22 protein-coding genes and 5 tRNA genes are annotated in these 24,583 nt (G+C 65.9%); all 27 read right to left on the bottom strand.

Going from position 1 to position 24,583, the window contains the following annotated elements; translation table 11 throughout:
• Positions 1-6: 6 nt before the first annotated feature.
• The 27 genes from rpsC to PG2T_RS11575 all read right to left on the bottom strand — a co-directional run bounded on the left by rpsC (position 7) and on the right by PG2T_RS11575 (position 24,582).
• The gene (gene rpsC / locus PG2T_RS11705) at positions 7-666 is read right to left on the bottom strand and encodes a 30S ribosomal protein S3 (protein WP_068805639.1); all 660 of its coding nucleotides are present in this window, start codon (positions 664-666) and stop codon (positions 7-9) included.
• Between the two features lie 5 nt (positions 667-671).
• A complete protein-coding gene (gene rplV / locus PG2T_RS11700; protein WP_068805636.1) occupies positions 672-1,019 on the bottom strand; it encodes a 50S ribosomal protein L22 in 348 nt (115 codons plus the stop codon).
• A gap of 7 nt (positions 1,020-1,026) precedes the next feature.
• Entirely contained in the window at positions 1,027-1,302 is a 276-nt protein-coding gene (rpsS, locus tag PG2T_RS11695; protein ID WP_068805633.1) for a 30S ribosomal protein S19, read from the bottom strand.
• 21 nt (positions 1,303-1,323) lie between these two features.
• Positions 1,324-2,151 carry a 50S ribosomal protein L2 gene (gene rplB / locus PG2T_RS11690; protein WP_068805630.1) on the bottom strand — a complete coding sequence of 276 codons (828 nt, stop codon included), beginning with the start codon at positions 2,149-2,151 and terminating at the stop codon, positions 1,324-1,326.
• A 30-nt stretch (positions 2,152-2,181) separates the two neighbouring features.
• Entirely contained in the window at positions 2,182-2,466 is a 285-nt protein-coding gene (rplW, locus tag PG2T_RS11685; protein WP_068805628.1) for a 50S ribosomal protein L23, read from the bottom strand.
• Positions 2,463-3,083, bottom strand: coding sequence for a 50S ribosomal protein L4 (gene rplD / locus PG2T_RS11680; protein ID WP_068805625.1), 621 nt, complete (start codon positions 3,081-3,083; stop codon positions 2,463-2,465). The genes rplW and rplD overlap by 4 nt, the downstream gene beginning before the upstream one ends.
• Before the next feature lies 1 nt (position 3,084).
• Positions 3,085-3,738 (bottom strand): 50S ribosomal protein L3, encoded by a 654-nt coding sequence (rplC, locus tag PG2T_RS11675; RefSeq protein WP_068805622.1) that lies wholly within the window; start codon positions 3,736-3,738, stop codon positions 3,085-3,087.
• Between the two features lie 73 nt (positions 3,739-3,811).
• The gene (gene rpsJ / locus PG2T_RS11670) at positions 3,812-4,123 is read right to left on the bottom strand and encodes a 30S ribosomal protein S10 (protein WP_068805619.1); all 312 of its coding nucleotides are present in this window, start codon (positions 4,121-4,123) and stop codon (positions 3,812-3,814) included.
• Positions 4,124-4,128: 5 nt separating this feature from the next.
• The gene (tuf, locus tag PG2T_RS11665) at positions 4,129-5,319 is read right to left on the bottom strand and encodes an elongation factor Tu (protein WP_068805615.1); all 1,191 of its coding nucleotides are present in this window, start codon (positions 5,317-5,319) and stop codon (positions 4,129-4,131) included.
• A 39-nt stretch (positions 5,320-5,358) separates the two neighbouring features.
• Positions 5,359-7,401: an elongation factor G gene (gene fusA / locus PG2T_RS11660; protein WP_068808304.1), complete on the bottom strand. Its 2,043-nt coding sequence runs from the start codon at positions 7,399-7,401 to the stop codon at positions 5,359-5,361.
• Positions 7,402-7,483: 82 nt separating this feature from the next.
• Positions 7,484-7,954 carry a 30S ribosomal protein S7 gene (gene rpsG, locus PG2T_RS11655; protein WP_068805612.1) on the bottom strand — a complete coding sequence of 157 codons (471 nt, stop codon included), beginning with the start codon at positions 7,952-7,954 and terminating at the stop codon, positions 7,484-7,486.
• Between the two features lie 66 nt (positions 7,955-8,020).
• Positions 8,021-8,395, bottom strand: coding sequence for a 30S ribosomal protein S12 (gene rpsL / locus PG2T_RS11650; RefSeq protein ID WP_068805609.1), 375 nt, complete (start codon positions 8,393-8,395; stop codon positions 8,021-8,023).
• Between the two features lie 298 nt (positions 8,396-8,693).
• Entirely contained in the window at positions 8,694-12,923 is a 4,230-nt protein-coding gene (rpoC, locus tag PG2T_RS11645; protein ID WP_068805605.1) for a DNA-directed RNA polymerase subunit beta', read from the bottom strand.
• 48 nt (positions 12,924-12,971) lie between these two features.
• Positions 12,972-17,042, bottom strand: coding sequence for a DNA-directed RNA polymerase subunit beta (gene rpoB / locus PG2T_RS11640; RefSeq protein ID WP_068805602.1), 4,071 nt, complete (start codon positions 17,040-17,042; stop codon positions 12,972-12,974).
• A gap of 256 nt (positions 17,043-17,298) precedes the next feature.
• Positions 17,299-17,679, bottom strand: coding sequence for a 50S ribosomal protein L7/L12 (rplL, locus tag PG2T_RS11635; RefSeq protein WP_068805599.1), 381 nt, complete (start codon positions 17,677-17,679; stop codon positions 17,299-17,301).
• A gap of 61 nt (positions 17,680-17,740) precedes the next feature.
• Positions 17,741-18,265, bottom strand: a complete 525-nt coding sequence (rplJ, locus tag PG2T_RS11630; RefSeq protein WP_068805596.1) for a 50S ribosomal protein L10 — start codon at positions 18,263-18,265, stop codon at positions 17,741-17,743.
• A 36-nt stretch (positions 18,266-18,301) separates the two neighbouring features.
• The gene (gene rplA, locus PG2T_RS11625) at positions 18,302-18,994 is read right to left on the bottom strand and encodes a 50S ribosomal protein L1 (RefSeq protein WP_068805593.1); all 693 of its coding nucleotides are present in this window, start codon (positions 18,992-18,994) and stop codon (positions 18,302-18,304) included.
• A gap of 1 nt (position 18,995) precedes the next feature.
• Entirely contained in the window at positions 18,996-19,427 is a 432-nt protein-coding gene (gene rplK / locus PG2T_RS11620; protein WP_068805589.1) for a 50S ribosomal protein L11, read from the bottom strand.
• Between the two features lie 61 nt (positions 19,428-19,488).
• Positions 19,489-20,022, bottom strand: a complete 534-nt coding sequence (nusG, locus tag PG2T_RS11615) for a transcription termination/antitermination protein NusG (RefSeq protein ID WP_068805587.1) — start codon at positions 20,020-20,022, stop codon at positions 19,489-19,491.
• A gap of 3 nt (positions 20,023-20,025) precedes the next feature.
• Entirely contained in the window at positions 20,026-20,406 is a 381-nt protein-coding gene (gene secE, locus PG2T_RS11610; RefSeq protein ID WP_068805584.1) for a preprotein translocase subunit SecE, read from the bottom strand.
• Between the two features lie 43 nt (positions 20,407-20,449).
• A tRNA-Trp gene (locus PG2T_RS11605) sits at positions 20,450-20,525 on the bottom strand.
• 40 nt (positions 20,526-20,565) lie between these two features.
• Entirely contained in the window at positions 20,566-21,756 is a 1,191-nt protein-coding gene (gene tuf, locus PG2T_RS11600) for an elongation factor Tu (protein ID WP_068805581.1), read from the bottom strand.
• A gap of 60 nt (positions 21,757-21,816) precedes the next feature.
• Positions 21,817-21,892 (bottom strand) — tRNA-Thr (locus PG2T_RS11595).
• Positions 21,893-21,915: 23 nt separating this feature from the next.
• Positions 21,916-21,989 (bottom strand) — tRNA-Gly (locus PG2T_RS11590).
• A gap of 61 nt (positions 21,990-22,050) precedes the next feature.
• Positions 22,051-22,135 (bottom strand) — tRNA-Tyr (locus tag PG2T_RS11585).
• A gap of 147 nt (positions 22,136-22,282) precedes the next feature.
• Positions 22,283-22,356 (bottom strand) — tRNA-Gly (locus PG2T_RS11580).
• Positions 22,357-22,446: 90 nt separating this feature from the next.
• The gene (locus PG2T_RS11575) at positions 22,447-24,582 is read right to left on the bottom strand and encodes an AsmA family protein (RefSeq protein WP_068805578.1); all 2,136 of its coding nucleotides are present in this window, start codon (positions 24,580-24,582) and stop codon (positions 22,447-22,449) included.
• Position 24,583 lies beyond the last annotated feature (1 nt).

Genomic DNA, 24,583 nt, shown 5'->3' with positions numbered 1-24,583 from the left:
GTTATCTCAGGCGCCCGGTGCGTGAGCGCCGTCGGCGCCCTCGGGACCGTCGCCCTTATAAATCCAGACCTTGACGCCAATGATCCCGTAGGTGGTCTTGGCCTCGGCGGTGCCGTAATCGATGTTGGCCCGGAAGGTGTGCAGCGGCACCCGACCCTCGCGATACCACTCGCTGCGCGCGATCTCGGCGCCGTTCAGACGGCCGCCGACGTTGATGCGGATGCCCTGCGCGTGCAGGCGCATGGCATTGGTCACCGCCCGGCGCATGGCGCGGCGGAACATGATGCGCCGCTCCAGCTGCTGGGCCACGCTCTCGGCCACCAGGTAGGCGTCCAGCTCCGGGCGGCGGATTTCCTCGACACTGATGTGCACCGGGATGCCCATCCGCTCGCCAACCAGCCGACGCAGCTTCTCGATGTCATCGCCTTTCTTGCCGATGACGATGCCCGGACGCGCGGTGTGAATGATCACGCGCGCGTTCTGTGCCGGGCGCTCGATCTCGATGCGGCTCACCGACGCGTGCGCCAGGTGCTTGCGCAACAGGGCCCGCACGGCGATGTCGGCGTTCAGGTTCTGCGCGAAGGCGCGGCCCTGCGCGTACCAGCGCGAATTATGGTCCTTGACGACGCCCAGTCGGATGCCGGTCGGGTGAACTTTCTGTCCCATGTGGGTTAGCCCTTGGCCTTTTTCTGGTCGCTGACGACGACCTTGATGTGACAGGTACGCTTCGTGATCCGGTTGCCGCGACCGCGCGCGCGGGCATGGAAGCGCTTCATCGACGGTCCCTCGTCCACGCACACGGCTGCGATCCGCAGCTCGTCCACGTCGGCGCCATTGTTGTGCTCGGCGTTGGCGATCGCCGACTCGACCACTTTCTTGACCAGGTGGGCCGCCTTCTTGGTGCTGTGCAGCAGCAGCTGCAGCGCCTTGTCGACCGGCATGCCACGCACCTGGTCGGCCACCAACCGTCCCTTCTGGGCGGAAATGTGCGCATTGCGCATCAAAGCAAAGGTTTCCATGACTGCCTCAGCGCGTCTTGCGGTCGGCCACGTGGCCGCGGTAGGTGCGCGTGGGCACGAACTCGCCCAGCTTGTGGCCGACCATGTTTTCGTTGACCACGACCGGCACGTGCTGGCGACCGTTGTGCACGGCAAAGGTCAGCCCGACCATGTCCGGCAGCACGGTGGAACGCCGCGACCAGGTCTTGATCGGCTTGCGGCTGCCGCCGCTGGCGACTATCTGTTCGACCTTCTGCATCAGATGCAGATCGACGAACGGTCCCTTCTTTACGGATCTTGGCACGAGTCTGGCTCCGTCCTGTCCTTACTTGACGCTGCGCCGGCGCACGATCTGGCCGCTGGTACGCTTGTTCTTGCGGGTCTTGTAACCCTTGGTCGGCACGCCCCAGGGCGAAACCGGATGGCGACCACCGGAGGTGCGCCCCTCACCACCGCCGTGCGGATGGTCGACCGGATTCATGGCCACACCGCGCACCGTCGGGCGGATGCCGCGCCAGCGGGTGGCGCCGGCCTTGCCGAGCGAGCGCAGCGAATGCTCGCCATTGCCTACCTCGCCGAGGGTCGCCCGGCAGTCGGCGGGCACGCGCCGAATCTCGCCGGACTTCAGGCGCAGCGTCACCGAATCGCCCTCGCGGGCCAGCAGCTGCACCGAAGTGCCGGCGCTTCGCGCCAGTTGGGCACCCTTGCCGACTTTCAGCTCCACACAGTGGACCGTGCTGCCGACCGGCACGTTTCGCAGCGGCAACGTGTTGCCCGCCTCGATCGGCGCCTGCACGCCCGACATCAGCTTGCTGCCGGCGCTCACGCCCTTGGGGGCGATGATGTAGCGACGCTCGCCATCGGCATACAGCAGCAGCGCCAGGTGCGCCGTGCGATTGGGATCGTACTCCAGGCGCTCGACACGGGCCGGAATGCCATCCTTGTCGCGGCGGAAATCGACAATGCGATAACGCTGCTTGTGGCCGCCGCCCTGATGCCGGGTGGTGATGCGGCCGTCGCTGTTGCGGCCACCGGTGCGCTGCTTGGCAACCACCAGCGGCGCATAGGGCGCGCCCTTGTGCAACTCCGGCGTGACCACGCTCACGACGAAGCGACGGCCCGGTGAGGTTGGTTTTCTCTTGACTACTGCCATGATGCTGTTCCGGCGTTCCTTGGGCGCCTATCAGGCAACCCCGGTGAAGTCGATGTCGTGCCCGGGAGCGAGCGTCACATAGCTCTTCTTCCAGTCCTTGCGATGTCCCTGGCGCTTGGGCTTGCCTTTCACGCGCAGAGTGCGCACGGCCTGCACCTTCACCGAGAAGGCGTGCTCGACCGCTGCGCGGATTTCGTCCTTGCTGGCGTCCAGCGCCACCTTGAACACGATCTGGCGGTGTTTTTCAGCAACCCGCGTTCCCTTCTCGGAAATGTGCGGGGCACGGATGATCTCGAACAGTTTCGCTTCGTTCACTGCAGCCACTCCTCGACGGCGCGCGCCGCATCGGCGGTCATCACGATCCGCTCGGCCCAGATCAGCGCCAGCGGATTCAAATCCTGTACCTCGCACGCCTCAACGCCGACCAGGTTGCGCGAGGCCAGCGCCAGCTCGGCCGTCAGTTCGTCAACCACCAGCAGCAAATGACCGGTCGGGATTTGCAGTTGTTCCAGGCGATCGACCAACGCACGGGTCTTGGGCGCTTCCAGCGGGAAGCCATCGACCAGCTGCAGGCGGCCGATACGAGCCAGCTCCGAGAAGATGCTGCGCATACCCGCGCGGTACATCTTCTTGTTCAGCTTCTGGCTGTAGTTCTCGCCGCCGGCCGGGAACACCTTGCCACCGCCGCGCCACAGCGGGCTGCGGATGCTGCCGGCGCGGGCCCGACCGCTGCCCTTCTGCTTCCACGGCTTGCGGCCACCGCCGCGCACTTCGGTGCGGGTTTTCTGCTTGGCATCGGCCTGGCGCGCATTGGCCATGAAGGCCACCACCAGCTGGTGCACCAGACCTTCGTTGAAGGGCCGATCGAACACGGCATCGGCAAGCACTACGCTGCCGCCGGCGCCTTCGATCGCGGTTACTGGCATTTCCATGTCACGCCCCTGCCTTCTTGCCGCTCACGATCAGCCGCACGATCAGCTCGCCACCCGTCGGTCCGGGCACCGCACCCTTTACCAGCAACAAACCGCGCTCGACATCCACCTTGACCACTTCCAGGTTGCGCTGTGTCCGCTGCACATCGCCGGCATGGCCAGCCATCTTCTTGCCCGGAAACACGCGGCCGGGCGTCTGGTTCTGACCGATGGAGCCCGGCGCGCGGTGCGACAGCGAGTTGCCGTGCGTGGCGTCACCGCCACGAAAACCCCAGCGCGCCACGGTGCCGGTGAAGCCGCGGCCGCGCGTCACGCCGGTCACGCTGACCATCTGACCTGCCTCGAACTGATCGGGAGCCAGGGTGTCGCCGACCGACAGTTCGTCACCAGCGCCTTCGGGCAGGCGGAACTCGGTCAGGCTGCGCCCGGGCTCAACCCCGGCCTTGGCGTAATGTCCGGCCAGCGCCTTGTCGACCAGCGCCGCGCGCTTGCTGCCGCGGGACACCTGCACGGCCCGATAGCCGTCCACCTCGGCGGTGCGCACCTGCACCACGCGATTGTTGGACACGTCGATCACCGTCACCGGCACACCGGCGCCTTCCGGCGTAAAAATTCGTGTCATGCCGCATTTGCGGCCTACCAAACCAATGGCCATGCCTGGTTTCCTTGCCTGTTATCCGAATCTGCCCGGGTGCAGCCCCACCGACGGCGGGGCATGCCCGAAGCCGTCAGGTGAGCTTGATATGCACGTCCACGCCAGCGGCCAGATCCAGATTCATCAGCGCATCCACCGTTTTCTCGGTCGGGTCGATGATGTCCATCAACCGCTTGTGGGTGCGAATCTCGAACTGATCGCGCGAATCCTTGTCCTTGTGCGGCGAGCGCAGCAGGGTAAAGCGTTCAATCTTCACCGGCAGCGGGATCGGCCCGTGCACGCGAGAGCCGGTGCGCTTGGCGGTGTCAACGATCTCGCGCGCCGATTTGTCGATCAGCTGATGCGAGAAGGATTTCAAACGAATGCGAATCTTCTGGCCGGCCATGGTGCTTACTCGATCACCTTGACGACCACGCCGGCGCCGACCGTGCGGCCGCCCTCGCGAATCGCAAACCGCAGGCCGTCGTCCATCGCGATCGGCGTGATCAGCGAAACCTGCAGGTTCACGTTGTCTCCGGGCATCACCATCTCGGTGCCCTCCGGCAGCTCACAGCTGCCGGTCACGTCGGTGGTCCGAAAGTAGAACTGTGGCCGGTAGCCCTTGAAGAACGGCGTGTGACGCCCGCCCTCTTCCTTGGACAGGATGTACACCTCGGCCTCGAACTTGGTGTGCGGTGTGATCGAGCCGGGCTTGCACAGCACTTGCCCACGCTCGACTTCGTCCCGCTTGGTGCCGCGCAGCAGCACGCCCACGTTGTCGCCCGCCTGGCCCTGGTCCAGCAGCTTGCGGAACATTTCCACGCCGGTGCAGGTGGTCTTGATGGTGGCCTTCATGCCCACGATCTCGATTTCGTCGCCGACCTTGACGATGCCCCGCTCGATGCGGCCGGTCACCACGGTGCCGCGCCCGGAGATCGAGAACACGTCCTCGACCGGCATCAGGTAGGCGCCGTCGATGGCGCGCTCCGGCTGCGGGATGTAGCTGTCGATGGCGTCGACCAGTTTCAGGATGGCCGGCACGCCGATCTCGCTCTGGTCGCCTTCGAGGGCCTTGAGCGCACTGCCGGTCACGATCGGGGTGTCGTCGCCCGGGAAGCCGTACTGGGTCAGCAGCTCGCGCACTTCCATCTCGACCAGTTCCAGCAGCTCGGGGTCGTCGACCATGTCGGCCTTGTTCAGGAACACGACGATGTACGGCACGCCCACCTGACGCGCCAGCAAAATGTGCTCGCGGGTCTGCGGCATCGGGCCGTCGGCCGCCGACACCACCAGGATGGCGCCGTCCATCTGCGCCGCGCCGGTGATCATGTTCTTCACGTAGTCGGCGTGGCCGGGGCAGTCCACGTGTGCGTAGTGGCGGGTCGGGGACTCGTACTCGACGTGCGCGGTCGCAATGGTGATGCCCCGCGCACGCTCTTCCGGTGCGTTGTCGATCTGGTCGTAGGCCTTGAATTCCCCGCCAAAACGCTCCGCGCCGATCTTGGTCAGCGCCGCCGTCAGCGTCGTCTTACCGTGATCCACGTGACCGATCGTGCCCACGTTCACGTGCGGCTTGGTTCGCTCAAATTTGGCCTTGGACATGACTCACACCCTTCGCTTGACTGACCCGTCCGGCGGACGTTACTGGTTGATGACCTTCTGGGCGACGCTGGCTGGCGCCTCCAGATACTTGCTGAATTCCATCGAGTAGGTGGCGCGACCCTGGGTAGCCGAGCGCAGGTCGGTCGCGTAACCGAACATCTCGGCCAGCGGCACCTCGCAACGGATGACCTTGCCGGACGGCGAGTCATCCATGCCCTGGATGACGCCGCGACGGCGGTTCAGGTCGCCGACCACGTCGCCCATGTAATCCTCGGGCGTCACGACCTCGACCTTCATGATCGGCTCGAGCAGGACCGGGCTGGCCTTGCGCGCGCCTTCCTTGAAGGCCATGGAGCCGGCGATCTTGAAGGCCATTTCGTTCGAGTCGACGTCGTGGTACGAACCGTCGAACAAGGTTGCCTTGATGTCGACCACCGGGTAGCCGGCGATGATGCCGTTGCCCAACGCTTCCTGAATGCCCTTGTCCACGGCCGGAATGTATTCGCGGGGCACGACGCCGCCGACGATGCCGTTGTGGAACAGATAACCCTCGCCCGGCTCCCGCGGCTCGATGCGCAGCCAGACGTGACCGAACTGGCCACGGCCACCGGTCTGGCGCACGAAGCGGCCTTCCTGCTCGACCGACTTGCGGATGGTTTCGCGGTAGGCCACCTGCGGCGCGCCGACGTTGGCCTCGACCTTGAACTCGCGCCGCATGCGGTCGACGATGATCTCAAGGTGCAGCTCGCCCATGCCGGAAATGATGGTCTGGCCGGACTCCTCGTCGGTGCGCACGCGAAACGACGGGTCTTCCTGCGCCAGCTTCTGCAGCGCGATGCCCATCTTTTCCTGGTCGCTCTTGGTCTTGGGCTCGACCGCCACCGAAATCACCGGCTCGGGGAACTCCATGCGCTCCAGGGTAATGATCGACTTCTCGCTGCACAGCGTGTCACCGGTGGTGACATCCTTCAGACCCACCGCTGCGGCGATGTCGCCGGCGCGCACTTCCTTGATTTCTTCGCGGGTATTGGCATGCATCTGCAGGATGCGGCCGACTCGCTCGCGCTTGCCCTTGACCGGGTTGTAGACGCTGTCGCCGGAGCTGAGCACGCCGGAATAGACACGGAAGAAGGTCAGCGTACCGACGAACGGATCGGTGGCGATCTTGAACGCCAGCGCCGAGAACGGGGCCTCATCGGTGGCCGGACGCGTGTCTTCCTGCTCACGCTCGTCAAGGCCGCGCACCGGCGGCTTCTCGAGCGGCGAGGGCAGCAGCTCGACGACGGCGTCCAGCATTGCCTGCACGCCCTTGTTCTTGAACGCCGAGCCGCACAGCATGGGCACGATCTCGCTGCGCAGCACCCGCTGACGCAGGCCGCGCTTGATGTCGTCCACCGACAGCTCGCCGCCTTCGAGGTACTGCTCCATGAGCGCCTCGTCGGCCTCGGCGGCCGCCTCGATCATCTTCTCGCGCCACTTGGCGCAGTCCGCCTTCATGGCTTCGGGAATGTCGCGCGGCTCGTAGCTCATGCCCTGGGTGGCGTCGTCCCAGTAGATGGCGCGCATGCCGATCAGGTCGACCACGCCCTCGAAATTCTCTTCCGCGCCGATCGGCAGCTGGATCGGCACCGGATTGGCGCCCAGGCGGCTGCGAACCTGCTCAACCACGCGCAGGAAATTGGCGCCGGAGCGGTCCATCTTGTTGACGAATGCCAAGCGCGGCACGCCGTACTTGTTGGCCTGGCGCCACACGGTCTCGGACTGTGGCTCCACGCCACCGACCGAACAGAACACGGCCACCGCGGCGTCCAGCACGCGCAGCGAACGTTCGACCTCGATCGTGAAGTCGACGTGGCCGGGCGTGTCGATGATGTTGATGCGGTGCTGCGGGAACTGCTTGTCCATGCCCTGCCAGAAGCAGGTGGTAGCCGCGGACGTGATGGTGATGCCGCGCTCCTGCTCCTGCTCCATCCAGTCCATGGTGGCGGCGCCGTCGTGGACTTCGCCCATTTTGTGCGAGACACCGGTGTAGAACAGGATGCGTTCCGTGGTGGTCGTCTTGCCGGCATCAATGTGGGCCATGATGCCGATGTTGCGGTAACGCTCGATCGGGGTGGTACGCACGACTGTTTACTCGGTCGAATCCGGATTCAGAAACCGCTGCTTACCAGCGGTAATGGGAGAAGGCCTTGTTGGCCTCCGCCATGCGGTGGGTGTCTTCGCGCTTTTTCACGGCCGCGCCGCGGTTCTCGGACGCGTCGCCGATTTCACCGGCCAGACGCAGCGCCATCGACTTCTCGCCACGCTTGCGGGCGGCATCGATCAGCCAGCGCATGGCCAGCGCCTGCTGACGGGACGGGCGCACCTCGGTCGGCACCTGATAGTTGGCACCGCCGACGCGACGGGACTTGACCTCGACCAGCGGGCCGATATTGGTCAGCGCCTGGCGGACCTTTTCCACCGGATCGGACGCCGATTTCTCGGTCAGGCGGTCCAGGGCACCGTACACGATGGCCTCGGCAACCGACTTCTTGCCGTCATGCATGATCACGTTGATCAGCTTGGCCAACACCTTGTCGCCGAACTTGGGGTCCGGAAGGATGTCGCGCTTGGCTGGAACTCGTCGTCTCGACATGGGCAGATCTCTAGGGAATCAGGAAAAATCGCCCGGCCTTTTCCGGGCCGGCATACCTGGAATCGATCAGGTCTTGGGCCGCTTGGCGCCGTACTTGGAACGACCCTGGCGACGGTCCTTGACACCCGTTGTGTCGAGGGTGCCGCGCACCGTGTGGTAACGCACGCCGGGCAAGTCCTTGACGCGGCCGCCGCGGATCAGCACCACCGAGTGCTCCTGCAGGTTGTGGCCTTCACCGCCGATATACGTGGTGACTTCGAAACCATTGGTCAAGCGCACGCGCGCCACCTTGCGCAGCGCCGAGTTCGGCTTCTTGGGCGTGGTGGTGTAGACACGGGTGCACACGCCACGCTTCTGCGGACAGGCTTCGAGCGCCGGAACCGGCGACTTCTTTCGCGGCTGCACGCGCGGCTTGCGGACCAGCTGGTTGATCGTCGCCATGGAAAATTCCTGGTCACAAAAATAAATAGACAGGCCGGGGCATCGGGTGCCCCGACCTGTCAGGGGAGCGGAATTCTAGGGATCGGCCGGGTCACTGTCAACCCGAAATGCGCGCCGTTCCGGTCTTCAGACACGCATTCGGGCGAAGCCACGCCCGATCAAAACCCCAAGGCCATCAGCCGAGCCCGGCAAGCGGCCGCGGGGGGGCAACATCATGACCATCCGGCCCGCATCGGGCACGTCCATTGCCGGCCCGCCCCTGCCGGGGGGGCGGACCGGCAACGTCGGGCAATCGGTGTTACGGCGCCGCCGTCTGCTGCTGGACAGCCTGATCAGCCTGATCGGCCTGATCGGCCTCGCCGACACCTTCGGTCTGGTTCCACAGTTCGGCGAACTGCTCAAGCTCGCTGTGACCGCGACGGCGGCGCTCCTCGTGATAGGCAAAGCCCGTACCGGCCGGAATCAGGCGCCCGACGATGACGTTCTCCTTCAGGCCGCGCAGCTCGTCCCGCTTGCCACTGACGGCAGCCTCGGTGAGTACGCGCGTGGTTTCCTGGAACGAAGCGGCCGAGATGAACGACTCGGTTGCCAGGGACGCCTTGGTGATGCCCAGCAGCACCGGCTCGTAACGCGCCGGCTGCTTGCCCTTGGACACCAAGTCGGCATTGGCCTGGGCCACCGCGCCGCGTTCGGCCTGCTCGCCCTTGAGGAACTTCGAGTCGCCCGCGTCGGTGACCTCCACCCGGCGCAGCATCTGGCGCACGATGACTTCGATGTGCTTGTCGTTGATCTTCACGCCCTGCAGGCGGTAGACCTCCTGCACCTCGTTGACCACGAAGCGAGTCAGTTCCTCGACCCCCAGCAGGCGCAGGATGTCGTGCGGCACAGGCGCGCCGTCGGCGATCTTCTCGCCCCGGCTCACGTGCTCGCCTTCGAACACCGTGATGTGGTGGTATTTGGGAATCAGGTACTCGTGCTGCAGGCTCTGGTCATCGGTAATGATCAGCCGCTGCTTGCCCTTGGTTTCCTTGCCAAAGGACACGATGCCGGTCTGCTCGGCCATGACGGCCGGGTCTTTGGGGCGGCGCGCCTCGAACAGGTCGGCCACGCGCGGCAGGCCGCCGGTGATGTCGCGGGTCTTGGAGGTCTCCTGCGGGATACGCGCCAGCACCTCGCCCACGCCCACTTCGGCGCCCTTGACGACGGTGATGATGGCGCCCGCCGGTAGGAAGTAGCGGGCCGGAATGTCGGTCCCCGGCAGCAGCTGATCCTTGCCGCTGGCGTCGATCAGCTTGACCATCGGGCGCAAGTCACGCCCGGCCATGCCGCGCTGCTTGGCATCGGTGACGACGATGTTGGAAAGACCGGTCGCCTCGTCGACCTCGCTGATGGTGGTGACACCTTCCTCGACGTCGCTCAGCTGCGCGATACCGGCCACCTCGGCGATGATCGGATGCGTGTGCGGATCCCAGGTCGCCACCACCTGACCGGCGTCGACCAGCTGGTCATCGCTGGCAGTGACCACGGCGCCGTACGGCAGCTTGTGGCGCTCGCGCTCGCGGCCGTGCTCGTCGACCACCACCAGCTCGCCGGAGCGGGACACCGACACGCGGTTGCCGCCGGCCTGCACCACCACCTTGACGTTGTCCAGGCGAATGGTGCCGCGGGTGCGCACCTCGATGCTGTTGGCTTCGATCTTGCGCGATACCGCACCACCGATGTGGAAGGTGCGCATGGTCAGCTGGGTGCCCGGCTCGCCGATCGACTGCGCGGCGATGACGCCCACCGCCTCGCCGACATTGACCAAGTGGCCGCGCGCCAGGTCGCGCCCGTAGCACTTGGAGCAAACCCCGAAGCGGGTCTCGCAGGTGATGACCGAGCGCACCTTGACGGCATCGACACCGGCCTGTTCGATCTGCGCCACCACGTCTTCGGTCAGCAGGGTGCCGGCCTCGACCAGCACCTCGTCGGAACCCGGCAGCAGGATGTCCTGCGCCGCGGTACGGCCCAGAATGCGGTCGCGCAGGGCTTCGATCACGTCACCGCCGGCCAGCACCGCACCCAGGTGCACGCCACCCTCGGTGCCGCAGTCGTGCTCGGTGATGACCAGGTCCTGCGCCACGTCCACCAGGCGGCGGGTCAGGTAACCGGAGTTGGCGGTCTTGAGCGCCGTGTCGGCCAGGCCCTTGCGCGCGCCGTGGGTGGAGATGAAGTACTGGATGACGTTCAGGCCTTCACGGAAGTTGGCCGTGATCGGCGTTTCGATGATCGATCCGTCGGGCTTGGCCATCAGGCCGCGCATGCCGGCCAGCTGGCGAATCTGCGCCGCGCTACCGCGGGCACCGGAGTCGGCCATGATGTAGATGGAATTGAACGACGGCTGGGTCACGGTGTTGCCGTCGCGGTCGATCACGGTCTCGTGACCGAGCTTCTGCATCATGGCAGCGGCCACCTGCTCGTTGGCATGCGACCAGATGTCGACCACCTTGTTGTAGCGCTCGCCGTCGGTGACCAGGCCGGAGATGTACTGCTCGGCGATTTCCTTCACCTCGCCCTCGGCGCGGGCGATGATGGCGGTCTTCTCGTCCGGCGTGACCATGTCGTCGACGCAGATCGACGCGCCCGAACGGCTGGCGTACTGATAGCCGGTGTACATGAGCTGGTCGGCGAACACGACCGTGGCCTTCAGGCCCACCTTGCGATAGCAGTCGTTGATCAGGCGGGAGATGACTTTCTTGTCGAGCGCCCGGTTGATCAGCTCGAACGGCATGCCGGCCGGCAGTATTTGCGACAGGATGGCGCGACCGACGGTCGTGTCCAGCAGGCGGGTACGGGTCTCGATTTCGCCGTCCGCATTCAATTCGCTGTCGGTGATGCGCACGCGGACGCGTGCGTGGAGCTCGGCGGTACCGGCGTCGTAGGCCCGCTTGGCCTCGGCGGCATCCGCGTACACACGCCCCTCACCACGCACGTTGATGCGCTCGCGCGACATGTAGTACAGGCCCAGCACCACGTCCTGGGTCGGCACGATCACCGGCTCCCCGTTGGCCGGCGACAGGATGTTGTTGGTGGACATCATCAGCGCGCGGGCTTCCAGCTGCGCTTCCAGCGACAGCGGCACGTGCACCGCCATCTGATCGCCATCGAAGTCGGCGTTGAAGGCCGTGCACACCAGCGGGTGCAGCTGGATGGCCTTGCCCTCGACCAGCACCGGCTCGAAGGCCTGGATGCCCAGGCGATGCAGGGTCGGGGCGCGGTTCAGCAGCACCGGATGCTCGCGGATGACTTCCTCGAGCACGTCCCAGACTTCCGGCCCACCCTTCTCGACCAGCTTCTTGGCGGCCTTGATGGTGGTGGCCAGACCACGGCGTTCGAGCTTGCCGAACACGAACGGCTTGAACAGTTCGAGCGCCATTTTCTTCGGCAGGCCGCACTGGTGCAGCTTCAGCTGCGGACCGACCACGATCACGGAACGACCCGAGTAGTCGACGCGCTTGCCCAGCAGGTTCTGCCGGAAGCGGCCCTGCTTGCCCTTGATCATGTCGGCGAGCGACTTCAGCGGCCGCTTGTTGGTGCCGGTGATGGCCCGGCCGCGGCGCCCGTTGTCCAGCAGCGCATCGACCGATTCCTGCAGCATGCGCTTTTCGTTGCGCACGATGATCTGGGGAGCGTTCAGGTCAAGCAGACGCTTCAGGCGATTGTTGCGGTTGATGACGCGCCGGTACAGGTCGTTCAGGTCCGAGGTCGCAAAGCGGCCACCGTCGAGCGGCACCAGCGGGCGCAGTTCCGGCGGCAGCACCGGCAGCACGGTCAGGACCATCCACTCCGGCCGGTTGCCGGAACTGTCGAAGGACTCCAGCAGCTTCAGGCGCTTGACCAGCTTCTTGTGCTTGGTCTCCGAGCCGGTGGTGGCGATTTCCTCGCGCAGGCGTGCCGTCTCGGTCGGCAGGTCGAGGGCCTTGAGCAGCTGCAGGACCGCTTCGGCGCCCATGCGGGCGTCGAACTCGTCGCCGTACTGCTCGCGGGCTTCGAAGTACTCCTGATCGGTCAGCAGCTTGCCGCGCTCAAGCGGCGTCATGCCCGGATCGACGACCACGTAGGCCTCGAAATAGAGCACGCGCTCGACTTCGCTCAGGCCCATGTCGAGTGCCATGCCCATGCGCGAGGGCAGGGATTTGAGGAACCAGATGTGCGCCACCGGGCTGGCCAGCTCGATGTGGCCCATGCGCTCGCGGCGGGTCTTGGTCAGGGTGACCTCGACGCCGCACTTCTCGCAGATCACGCCACGGTGCTTCAGGCGCTTGTACTTGCCGCACAGGCACTCGTAGTCCTTGATCGGGCCAAAAATCTTGGCGCAGAACAGGCCGTCACGCTCGGGCTTGAAGGTGCGGTAGTTGATGGTTTCCGGCTTCTTGACCTCGCCCCAGGACCAGGAGCGGATCTTCTCGGGCGACGCCAGCCCGATACCGAAGGCCTCGAAATCGTCGATGCCCGTGGTCTGCTTCATCAGGTTCAGAAATTCTTTCACGATCGTATCCCCGCTTCAGGTGACCGAAAACCGCAGTTCGGTACTGCCTTATTCGCGCTCAAGTTCGATGTCGATGCCCAGCGAGCGAATTTCCCGCACCAGCACGTTGAATGACTCCGGCATGCCGGCCTCGATGCGGTAGTCGCCGTCGACGATGTTCTTGTACATCTTGGTACGCCCGTTCACGTCGTCGGATTTGACGGTCAACATTTCCTGCAGGGTGTAGGCGGCCCCGTAGGCTTCCAGCGCCCACACCTCCATCTCACCGAAGCGCTGCCCGCCGAACTGCGCCTTGCCGCCCAGCGGCTGCTGGGTGACCAGGCTGTACGGGCCGGTCGAGCGGGCATGCATCTTGTCGTCGACCAGGTGGTTCAGCTTCAGCATGTACATGTAGCCGACCGTGACCTGGCGATCGAAGGCATCGCCCGTACGACCGTCGTAGAGCGTGGTCTGGCCGCTTTCCGGCAGACCGGCCAGGCGCAGCATGGCCTTGATGTCGACCTCGCGCGCGCCGTCGAACACCGGCGTTGCCATCGGCACGCCGCCGCGCAGGTTGTGCCCCAGCTCCAAGAGTTCGGCGTCGTTGAAGGCATCAAGGTCCGCGCCGGTGCCGTCGGACTCGTTATAGATAGTGTGCAGCAGCTGACGCAGCTCCTTGGGCTTGCCGCCGGCGTCCAGCACCTTGCCGATCTTCAGGCCCAGCACCTTGGCGGCCCAGCCAAGGTGGGTTTCCAGCACCTGGCCGACGTTCATGCGCGATGGCACACCGAGCGGATTCAGGATCACGTCCACCGGGGTGCCGTCGGCCATGTACGGCATGTCCTCGGCCGGCACGATCACCGAGATCACGCCCTTGTTGCCGTGACGGCCGGCCATCTTGTCGCCCGGCTGCACGCGACGCTTCTGCGCCACGAACACCTTGACCATCTTGAGCACGCCCGGGGGCAGCTCCTCGCAGGTGGTCAGGGTCTTGCGCTTCTCGTCCTGCAGCTCGTCGAACTCCTTGCGCTTGCGGGCCAGCTGTTCGAGGACGCGCTCGACCTGCGCCGCCGCGTCGGCGTCCTTCAGGCCGATCTCGCTCCATTTCTCCCGCGGCACCGAGGCCAGGTAATCGGCCGTGATGGTGGTGCCGGCCTTGAGCTTGTTCGGGCCGACCTGCGCTTCCTTGCCCACCAGCACGCGCTCGATGCGGGCGTAGGCATCATCCGCGGTGATCCGGTACTGGTCGTCGAAATCCTTCTTCACGCGCGCCAGGGCATCGGCCTCGATGGCCTTGGTGCGTTCGTCCTTCGGAACGCCCTCGCGGGTGAACACATGCACGTCGATCACGGTCCCGACCACGCCGGCCGACACGCGCAGCGAGGTGTCCTTAACGTCGGACGCCTTCTCGCCGAAGATGGCGCGCAGGAGTTTTTCCTCCGGCGTCATCTGCGTCTCGCCCTTGGGCGTGACCTTGCCGACCAGGATGTCGCCCGGGCGCACCTGGGCGCCGATGGCCACGATGCCGGACTCGTCCAGGTTGGCCAGCGCCGCCTCGCCCACGTTCGGGATGTCGGCGGTGATCTCCTCCGGGCCGAGCTTGGTGTCGCGCGACACGCAGGTCAGCTCCTGGATGTGGATGGTGGTGAACCGGTCCTCCTGCACCACCCGCTCGGAGATGATGATGGAGTCCTCGAAGTTGTAGCCGCTCCAGGGCATGAACGCGACCAGCACGTTCTGGCCCAGTGCCAGCTCGCCGATGTCGGTGGACGAGCCGTCCGCCAGCACATCGCCGCGCTCGATGCGATCCCCGGCCTTGACCCGCGGCCGCTGGTTGATGCAGGTGTTCTGGTTGGAACGGGTGTACTTGGTCAGGTTGTAGATGTCGACGCCCGAGGTGCCGGCGCCGGCCTCGTCGTCGTTGGCACGCACCACGACGCGCCCGGCATCGACCGCCTCGACCACGCCGCCGCGCAGCGCCACCACGGCCGTGCCCGAATCGCTGGCCACCGTGCGCTCCATGCCGGTGCCGACCAGCGGCTTGTCGGCGCGCAGCGTGGGTACGGCCTGGCGCTGCATGTTCGAGCCCATCAGGGCGCGGTTGGCGTCATCGTGCTCCAGGAACGGAATCAGCGAGGCGGCCACCGACACGATCTGGCGCGGCGACACGTCCATATACTGCACCTGGTCAGGCGTGGTCATGGTGAATTCGTTGCCGTGCCGGCACGAGATCAAATCGTCGCTGAGGCTGCCGTCGGCTCCCAGCCGGGTGCTGGCCTGGGCGATCACGTACTCCGGCTCGTCGAGCGCCGACATGTAGACCACCTCGTCGGTGACCTTGGCCTCGCGCACCACCCGGTAGGGCGTTTCGAGGAATCCGTAGTCGTTGGCACGGGCGAACACGGCCAGCGAGTTGATCAGGCCGATATTCGGACCTTCCGGCGTTTCGATCGGGCACACGCGGCCGTAATGTGTCGCGTGCACGTCGCGCACCTCGAAGCCCGCCCGCTCGCGCGTCAGGCCACCCGGCCCCAGCGCCGAGATGCGACGCTTGTGCGTGACCTCCGACAGCGGGTTCACCTGATCCATGAACTGCGACAGCTGCGAGGAGCCGTAGAACTCCTTGATCACCGCCGACACCGGCTTGGCGTTGATCAGATCCTGCGGCATCAGGCCCTCGGATTCTGCAAACGACAGTCGCTCGCGCACCGCGCGGTCCACGCGCACCAGGCCGATGCGGAACTGGTTCTCGATCATCTCGCCGACGCAGCGCACGCGCCGGTTGCCCAGGTGATCACCGTCGTCGACCGTGCCCTGACCGTTCTTGATGTCGATCAGCCGGCGCAGCACCGCGACGATGTCCTCCTTGGACAGCACGCCCGGACCGGTGGTCTCGGCGCGGCCGACGCCGCGATTGAACTTCATGCGCCCGACGCCGGACAGGTCGTACAGCTCGCTGCTGAAGAACAGGTTCTGGAACAGCGTCTCGGCGGCGTCGCGCGTTGGCGGCTCGCCGGGGCGCATGATGTGATAGATCTCGACCAGCGCATCCTGGCGCCCGGTGGTGTGGTCCACCCGCAGGGTGTCCGAAATGTAGGGACCGCGGTCCACGTCATTCACGTACAACACCGACAGCTCGCTCACACCCGCGGCGCGCAGCTTCTCCAGCAGCGCGACGTCGATGACGGCGTTCGCCTCGGCCAGGATTTCGCCACTGCTGGGATCGACCACCGCCTTGGCGATGATCTTGCCGTACACGTAATCGGGCGGCACGACCAGCTCGCGCGTGCCGTCCAGCTGCTTGGCCTGGCGCGCGGAAATGCGCTTGCCGGCCGGCACGATCAGCTTGCCCTTGGCATCCAGAATGTCGAACGTGACCTGCTGGTTGCGCATGCGCTCGGGCACCAGGTCCAGCGTGATCTGCTCGCTGGTCAGGCGCAGCGTGTCGGTCTCGAAGAACAGGCCCAGGATTTCCTCAACGCCGTAGCCGAGCGCTCGCAGCAGGACAGTGGCGGGGATCTTGCGCCGGCGGTCGACGCGCACGTACACCAGATCCTTCGGGTCGAACTCGAAATCGAGCCATGAGCCGCGGTACGGAATGATGCGCGCCGAGAACAGGACCTTGCCGGACGAGTGCGTCTTGCCCTTGTCGTGGGTATAGAACACACCGGGCGAGCGGTGCAGCTGGGAGACGATGACCCGCTCGGTACCGTTGATGACAAAGGTCCCGGTGTCGGTCATCAGGGGAATTTCCCCCATGTAGACCTCCTGCTCGCGCACGTCCTTGACCACGCGATTCTTGCCGGCCTTGTCGTAAATGACCAACCGCACGCGCGCCCGCAGCGGCGCGGCATAGGTCATGCCGCGGACCTGACAATCCTGAACGTCGAACGGCGAGCGACCCAGCCGGTACTCGACGAACTCGAGCGCCGCGGCGCCGGTGCTGCTCTGGATCGGGAACACCGACCGGAAAGCGGCCTGCAGGCCCACGTCCTCACGCCGCTCCGCCGGCACGTCCGTCTGCAGGAAGCGCCGGTACGAATCCAGCTGCATCTGCAGCAGATTCGGCACTTCCAGCACTTCCGGCCGCCGGCCGAAACTCTTGCGGATACGCTTTTTCTCGGCGAACGAATAAGCCATGGATCGCAGCCCCCAGACAAAACCTTCAGATGTCACTCACAAGCAGGCCGTGCAACGCGGTGCGCTGCCCGACGCCGACATACGGAGCGGCCAAAAACGAGACAAAGGAAGGCCCTGACGCGAACGCGCCGGTTGCTTACACCAGCACGCAGCGCCTGGGCCTTCCCTTGGGTACAGCACGACCCGGCCGCCGAGGGCGGCCGGACCGAACTGTGGATGCGTCCTGCCAATCGGCTCAGACGCGGCTCGGCGAAGATTACTTGACCTCGGCTGCCGCGCCCGCCTCGACCAGTTGCTTGACCACATCCTCGGCCTCGGCCTTCGGAACGCCGGTCTTGATGGTGGCCGGAACGGCCTCCACCAGATCCTTGGCTTCCTTCAGGCCCAGGCCGGTCAGGGCGCGCACGGTCTTGATGACGTTGACCTTGTTCTCGCCAAAGCTCGACATGATCACGTCGAACTCGGTGCGCTCCTCGACCTGCGCGGCGGCATCACCACCGGCCACGGCCACCGGGGCCGCCGCAAACGCAGCCGCGCTGACACCGAATTTCTCTTCCATCATGCTGATGAGATCAACGACTTCCATCACCGTCATGTTGGAAATTGCGTCGAGAATTTCTTCCTTGCTAACCGCCATGGTCCTGACTCCTGGGAACGAAAAATAAAAATTTGAAATACCGCGGCCCGAACCTGCCGCCTCAACCCTGCTTCTGGTCCCGCACCGCCGCCAGTGTGCGCACCAGCTTGCTGTTGGGCGCCGCCAGCACGCGTACCAGCTTGGCGATCGGCGCCTTCATGACGCCCATCAACTGCGCGATGGCCTCGTCCCGAGTCGGCAGCTTGGCCACCGCGTCCAGATCTTCGGGGCGCAACAGACGCCCGGCCACCGCAACCAGGCGCACCTCGGCCTTCGGGTTGGCCTTGCGAAAATCGCGCACCATGCGCGCCGCGGCGCCCGGCTCGCCGCGCGAGAAAGCAACCATCAGCGGCCCGCGGGCAGCCTCGCGCACACACTCGAAGCCCGTGCCCTCCACGGCCCGCCGCAACAGGGTGTTCTTGACCACCTTCAGATACACATCGGCCTTGCGCGCCTCGCGCCGCAAGCCGGTCACCTGGCGGACCGTCAGTCCGCTCAGATCCAGACCCACCAGCACCGGCGCGGTCGCGGCCACGGCAGCCACTTCGCTCACGATTGCCTGTTTTGTTTCCAGAATGCTCGCCACGGCCAGTTTCCTTTATTGACTATGTAGACCGTCGGCTCACTGGCCGAGACTGGCCAGATCGACCGACAGGCCCGGACCCATGGTGGACGAGACCGTCACCTTGCGCAGGTAAGTGCCCTTGGAAGTCGCCGGCTTGAGCCTTTGCACATCCGCCAGTACTGCCTGCAGGTTGTCCTGCAGGGACTCGATCGGGAACGACACGCGGCCGATCACGAAATGCACGATGCCGGCCTTGTCGGTGCGAAAACGCACCTGGCCCTTCTTGGCGTTGCTGACGGCGGTCGCCACATCCGGGGTCACCGTACCGACCTTGGGATTGGGCATCAGGCCCCGCGGACCGAGCACCTGACCCAGAGTACCGACCACGCGCATGGCGTCCGGGGCGGCAATCACCACGCTGAAATCCAGATCGCCACCGCGAATGCGCTCGGCAAGGTCTTCCATGCCGACGGCGTCGGCACCGGCAGCGGTGGCCGCCTCGGCCGCCTGGCCCTGCGCGAACACGGCCACGCGGGCTTTCTTGCCGGTGCCGTGCGGCAGCACGGTGGCACCACGCACGACCTGATCGGACTTGCGCGGGTCGACACCCAGGTTCAGGGCCACGTCCATCGACTCGTCGAATTTGGCGTTCGCCACTTCCTGCAACAGGCCGAGTGCATCGGCCAGCGGCAGCTGGCGGCGGCCGGCCAGCTTGTCGTCGATCGCGCGACGTCGTTTGCTGTTTGCCATGTCAGACCCCCTCCACCGTCAGGCCCATGCTGCGCGCGCTACCGGCAATGGTGCGCAAGGCCGCTTCCAGATCGGCCGCTGTCAGGTCCGGCTCCTTGGCGCGGACAATGTCTTCCAGCTGCGCGCGGGTAATCGAGCCGACTTTGTTGGTATTCGGGTTCGAGCTGCCCTTCGCGATACCGGCAGCCTTGCGCAGCAGCACCGATGCGGGCGTGGTCTTCTTGATGAAGGTGAAGCTGCGGTCCTCGTAAACCGTGATCACCACCGGCACCGGCAGGCCCGGCTCCATGCTGGCGGTCTCGGCATTGAAGGCCTTGACGAACTCCATGATGTTCACGCCGCGCTGACCCAGCGCCGGGCCGACCGGCGGGCTGGGGTTGGCCTGACCGGCCTTCACCTGCAGCTTGATGTACGCACTGACTTTTTTTGCCATTTCAAAATTCCAGTTGACGGGTACAGCGCCTCACGGCTCCCCGTTGCCACCACGAGGGCGGCTAGGCTTTCTCTACCTGGGAGAAATCCAGCTCGACCGGCGTGGACCGGCCGAAAATCATCACCGACACGTTCAGCCGGTTCTTCTCGTAATTGACGTGCTCGACAACGCCGTTGAAGTCGTTGAAGGGACCATCGGCCACGCGCACCATCTCACCGACCTCGAACAACACTTTCGGCCTTGGCTTGTCCTGACCCTCGCGCACGCGGCTGAGAATCTCGTCCGCCTCGCGCTCGGTGATCGGGGCCGGCTTGTCACCGCTGCCGCCGATGAAACCGAGCACCCGCGGCACGCTGCGCACCAGATGCCAGGTTTCCTCGTCCATTTCCATCTGCACCAGCACGTAGCCGGGAAAGAACTTGCGCTCGCTGGACCGTTTCTGGCCGTCCTTCATCTCGACCACTTCTTCGGTCGGGACCAGGATCTCGCCGAATCGGTCATCCAGGCCGGCCCGCGCGACACGCTCCTTGAGTGTGCGCTGCACCGTCTTCTCATAGCCGGAGTAGGCGTGCACCACATACCAACGCATCGCCACCGATCAGCCTCCCATGCCCATGAAGCCCCTGATCGCGAGGCTGATTACCCAGTCAAACAGCCACAGCATGATGCCGACCACCACCGCCGCCACGAACACGATCCCCGTGGTCTGGAGCGTCTCGCGACGCGTCGGCCAGATCACGCGCCGCACCTCGGTGCGCGAGTCCTTCAAAAACCCCCACAGGCGGCCACCCGGACCACTGTTAAAGCCGATCAGCAGCGCCAGTCCGACACTGGCCAGCACCAGCAGCACGCGCACCACCTGGGGCTGGTCAGCCAGGACATAGAACCCCGCCACACCGCCCGCCAGCACCGCGACGGTCAGGGTCAGTTTCAGACGATCTGCGAAACCCTGCTTCGCCACCGAGACGTTCACTGCCATATTCTTGAGCCTTCGAGACTGTCGAGGAAAACCGGCCCAGGAATGGCAGGCCAGGAGGGAATCGAACCCCCAACCTGCGGTTTTGGAGACCGCCGCTCTGCCGATTGAGCTACTGGCCTGTGCCTTGCAACACCCGACGCGCCGGCATCCAGCCGGACCTTACTCGACCACCTTGACGACCACGCCGGCGCCGACCGTGCGGCCGCCCTCGCGAATCGCAAACCGCAGGCCGTCGTCCATCGCGATCGGCGTGATCAGCGAAACCTGCAGGTTCACGTTGTCTCCGGGCATCACCATCTCGGTGCCCTCCGGCAGCTCACAGCTGCCGGTCACGTCGGTGGTCCGAAAGTAGAACTGTGGCCGGTAGCCCTTGAAGAACGGCGTGTGACGCCCGCCCTCTTCCTTGGACAGGATGTACACCTCGGCCTCGAACTTGGTGTGCGGTGTGATCGAGCCGGGCTTGCACAGCACTTGCCCACGCTCGACTTCGTCCCGCTTGGTGCCGCGCAGCAGCACGCCCACGTTGTCGCCCGCCTGGCCCTGGTCCAGCAGCTTGCGGAACATTTCCACGCCGGTGCAGGTGGTCTTGATGGTGGCCTTCATGCCCACGATCTCGATTTCGTCGCCGACCTTGACGATGCCCCGCTCGATGCGGCCGGTCACCACGGTGCCGCGCCCGGAGATCGAGAACACGTCCTCGACCGGCATCAGGTAGGCGCCGTCGATGGCGCGCTCCGGCTGCGGGATGTAGCTGTCGATGGCGTCGACCAGTTTCAGGATGGCCGGCACGCCGATCTCGCTCTGGTCGCCTTCGAGGGCCTTGAGCGCACTGCCGGTCACGATCGGGGTGTCGTCGCCCGGGAAGCCGTACTGGGTCAGCAGCTCGCGCACTTCCATCTCGACCAGTTCCAGCAGCTCGGGGTCGTCGACCATGTCGGCCTTGTTCAGGAACACGACGATGTACGGCACGCCCACCTGACGCGCCAGCAAAATGTGCTCGCGGGTCTGCGGCATCGGGCCGTCGGCCGCCGACACCACCAGGATGGCGCCGTCCATCTGCGCCGCGCCGGTGATCATGTTCTTCACGTAGTCGGCGTGGCCGGGGCAGTCCACGTGTGCGTAGTGGCGGGTCGGGGACTCGTACTCGACGTGCGCGGTCGCAATGGTGATGCCCCGCGCACGCTCTTCCGGTGCGTTGTCGATCTGGTCGTAGGCCTTGAATTCCCCGCCAAAACGCTCCGCGCCGATCTTGGTCAGCGCCGCCGTCAGCGTCGTCTTACCGTGATCCACGTGACCGATCGTGCCCACGTTCACGTGCGGCTTGGTTCGCTCAAATTTGGCCTTGGACATGCCCTAACCTCTGCTGAAACTGACGGATGCCGACCCTGCGGCGCCGAAATGAAACACAACTGGTGCTCACGACTGGAATCGAACCAGCGACCTCTTCCTTACCAAGGAAGTGCTCTACCGACTGAGCTACGTGAGCGCGTTCGTCCCCGGTACAAATAATGGAGCGGGTGATGGGAATCGAACCCACGCTATCAGCTTGGAAGGCTGAAGTTCTACCATTGAACTACACCCGCGCCGGCACCTTACCGGCACCGAAAACCGCCGCCATGACAGCGATTGACGGGATGATCCAAATGGTGGAGGGGGGAGGATTCGAACCTCCGAAGGCTGAGCCGTCAGATTTACAGTCTGATCCCTTTGACCGCTCGGGAACCCCTCCAGGGAAATAGCCGCGCATTATCTGGGCCATCTGCAGCGACGTCAACGGGTGGCCAGCGCGCACAGCACCGCCCCGGCTCCCGGCAGGGAGCCGCTCAAGGCCGTCGGCGCTCGCGCGGGTCACAAAACTGCTCGCCACCGGGGAATCTGGAGCGGGTGAAGGGAATCGAACCCTCGCTGAGAGCTTGGGAAGCTCCCGTTCTACCATTGAACTACACCCGCGGGGACCGGCATTCTAGCCACCGGCTTTCCGTAACGGCAAGCAGCGGACGCATACCGCCCACCCGTAACAGGAGCAAGCCGCGCCCGGGATCAACGCCCGAACAGGCCGCGCAGCATGGTCTTGCCCGACGACTCGCGCGCCCCGTCTGACTTCGGCCCAAGCTTCTCCTGCAGGCGCCGCACGGCCTCGTCGCGCAGGGCGTCCTTCAATTCCGGCTGCACCTTGAAGGCGCCGGGTCGGCCGCGCACCCGCAGCGGCACCGGCGCCTCGTGGGCATCCTCCTGGGCCGCGCGATCAGCGCCGCGACGTACCGACGACGCCTTGAGCCGATAGTCGATCTCGCTGCTGGCCAGATCGAGCGTGCCGGCGCCGGTGATGCGATAGAAGCGGCCGGGCCGAAAACGTACCTGCTCGAGCATGAGATCGTCGCTGCGCCATACGCCGGCGGCGATCGGGCCGCTCATGCGCAGCGCCGAGAACCGCGTATCAGGACTCGGATCACATTCCTCGGCGTCCTTGTCGCGCGTCCGGGCCATCACCGCGCGCGCCTTGCAGATACTGCGGTCGGCGTTGATGCCCTTGAGCACGCCATCGCTGCTGCTCAGGCGCGCGGTGCCGTTCAGACTGCGCAGCAGGGCATCGCCGGTGGCGGCCGCGCCCGTCAGTTCGCCACCCAGCGCAATGCGTCCCTGCAAGGCGTCCTTCCCGGTCAGGGCCGCCAGCAGCGGACCGGCCGCAACGTCGGTGGCAGCCAGTTTCAGGCGAAGCGCGGGCTCGCTGCGCCGCACGTCGACCTGCGCACTGGCCTCGGCACTGCCGCCGTACAGGCTGGCGCTTACCGGTTGCAGCGTCATCTGTCCGTCGCCTGAACGAGCCCGCAGCGCGACGCGCTCGAAGCTCAGCCCGCGCACGGTCAGGGCCGCCACATTGAGCGTACCGTCCAGGTCCAGCCGCGACAGGCGGCGCAGCGCTTCGGCCGGCGAGCCGGCCGGCGCCGCGGGCGTGGGTTCAGTGCCGGCTGCCTGCGCGTGCTGCGCCGGTGCCGGCTCGCCGGGCAGGTAGCGATCCAGATCGAGCCGATCGACCTCCAGAGCGAAACGCAGGGCCGGATCGGAAAAATCGCTCACACGCGCCGTGCCGCGCCAGTGGCTGCCGTCGACCGCCAGATCGACGCGCGCCAGGTTGATTTCGCTCGCGTTGGCGCCGATGTCGAGGTCGCCCTCGATGCGCGTCAGGGCTTGCGGATCGGCCGTCGTCACGGTCTGTCCCAACAGCGTCGCCAGCGCCCGTGCGTTGAGCCGCTCCACGTGCAGTTGCGCGCCCAGTACCGGTACCGCATCGTCGCCTCGCGCCAGCGTCAGTTCGCCGCGCAGCTGCACCGGATCGCCTTCGAGCATCAGGCGGCGCAGCCGCAGACGGGTCTGCGCCGGATCGAAGCCGGCATCCGCAGTCAGGCGCAGCGTCAGCGCCTCGCGCAGCGGGGCACCGCCGAGGACGGCTTCCAGCCGCAGATCCTCAGCGCGCCAGCTGCCATTCGCGGCGCGCTGCGCCGTGGCGGCCAGTTCCAGCTGCGCGCTGCGCTGGGGGTCGCCGGTATCGATCACGCCGCTGGCGCTCAGCGGCAACGGGCCGCCCGGGTCAAGCGCACCCAGCGCAATGTCCAGATCGTGCAGCCGCGCCCAGCGCCCGCTCGCCTGATCGGTCCACAGGATATCGGCCTCGCGCAGCGTCAGCTGGCCGATGCCGACCCGCCCGGCAAGACCTGACATGACACTGCCGGAGGTTGACGGACCGCGGGCTGGCGGCGCGGGCTGCGGCTGCGGCTGCGGCAACAGGTCGGCCCAGTTGCTGCGGCCGCGGGCGTCCACCATCAGGCGCAGTTGCGGGCGGTCGATGTGGACGCTGGCCACCTGCAAGCGCCCCCGCAGCAGCGGCCACAGACGCAGGTTGGCGCGGGCCTCTTCCAGGCTGGCAAACGGTTCCTCGCCAAAGCCTTCGGCATTGGCAAGCCGCAGGCGCGGCAGGACCACAGCCGGGCGCGGCAGCAGCGCGAAGCGCACCTCACCGTCCACCGTAAGCTCGCGGCCGGTGTGCGTGCGAGCCGCGATGACCAGCATGCTGCGCAGGGTTTCGCTGTCCACCAGGCGCGGCAGCAACAGCCCGGCGGCGACCAGCACGGCCACCAGCAGCGCGACGGCGAACAACAGGCGACGCATCCACTTCATG

Source organism: Immundisolibacter cernigliae (assembly GCF_001697225.1).
Taxonomy (GTDB): Bacteria; Pseudomonadota; Gammaproteobacteria; order Immundisolibacterales; family Immundisolibacteraceae; genus Immundisolibacter; species Immundisolibacter cernigliae.
This window is presented reverse-complemented; position numbering and strand designations above follow the sequence as displayed.

Coding starts and splice junctions, on each gene's coding strand:
- tuf (WP_068805581.1), bottom strand. CDS start 21,756: ATGTCCAAGGCCAAATTTGAGCGAACCAAGCCGCACGTGAACGTGGGC.
- rplC (WP_068805622.1), bottom strand. CDS start 3,738: ATGGCCATTGGTTTGGTAGGCCGCAAATGCGGCATGACACGAATTTTT.
- rplL (WP_068805599.1), bottom strand. CDS start 17,679: ATGGCGGTTAGCAAGGAAGAAATTCTCGACGCAATTTCCAACATGACG.
- rpsJ (WP_068805619.1), bottom strand. CDS start 4,123: ATGGCCGGCCAGAAGATTCGCATTCGTTTGAAATCCTTCTCGCATCAG.
- rpoB (WP_068805602.1), bottom strand. CDS start 17,042: ATGGCTTATTCGTTCGCCGAGAAAAAGCGTATCCGCAAGAGTTTCGGC.
- rplK (WP_068805589.1), bottom strand. CDS start 19,427: ATGGCAAAAAAAGTCAGTGCGTACATCAAGCTGCAGGTGAAGGCCGGT.
- tuf (WP_068805615.1), bottom strand. CDS start 5,319: ATGTCCAAGGCCAAATTTGAGCGAACCAAGCCGCACGTGAACGTGGGC.
- rplA (WP_068805593.1), bottom strand. CDS start 18,994: ATGGCAAACAGCAAACGACGTCGCGCGATCGACGACAAGCTGGCCGGC.
- fusA (WP_068808304.1), bottom strand. CDS start 7,401: ATGGCCCACATTGATGCCGGCAAGACGACCACCACGGAACGCATCCTG.
- secE (WP_068805584.1), bottom strand. CDS start 20,406: ATGGCAGTGAACGTCTCGGTGGCGAAGCAGGGTTTCGCAGATCGTCTG.
- rpsC (WP_068805639.1), bottom strand. CDS start 666: ATGGGACAGAAAGTTCACCCGACCGGCATCCGACTGGGCGTCGTCAAG.
- rpsG (WP_068805612.1), bottom strand. CDS start 7,954: ATGTCGAGACGACGAGTTCCAGCCAAGCGCGACATCCTTCCGGACCCC.
- rplV (WP_068805636.1), bottom strand. CDS start 1,019: ATGGAAACCTTTGCTTTGATGCGCAATGCGCACATTTCCGCCCAGAAG.
- rplD (WP_068805625.1), bottom strand. CDS start 3,083: ATGGAAATGCCAGTAACCGCGATCGAAGGCGCCGGCGGCAGCGTAGTG.
- rpsL (WP_068805609.1), bottom strand. CDS start 8,395: ATGGCGACGATCAACCAGCTGGTCCGCAAGCCGCGCGTGCAGCCGCGA.
- PG2T_RS11575 (WP_068805578.1), bottom strand. CDS start 24,582: ATGAAGTGGATGCGTCGCCTGTTGTTCGCCGTCGCGCTGCTGGTGGCC.
- rplB (WP_068805630.1), bottom strand. CDS start 2,151: ATGGCAGTAGTCAAGAGAAAACCAACCTCACCGGGCCGTCGCTTCGTC.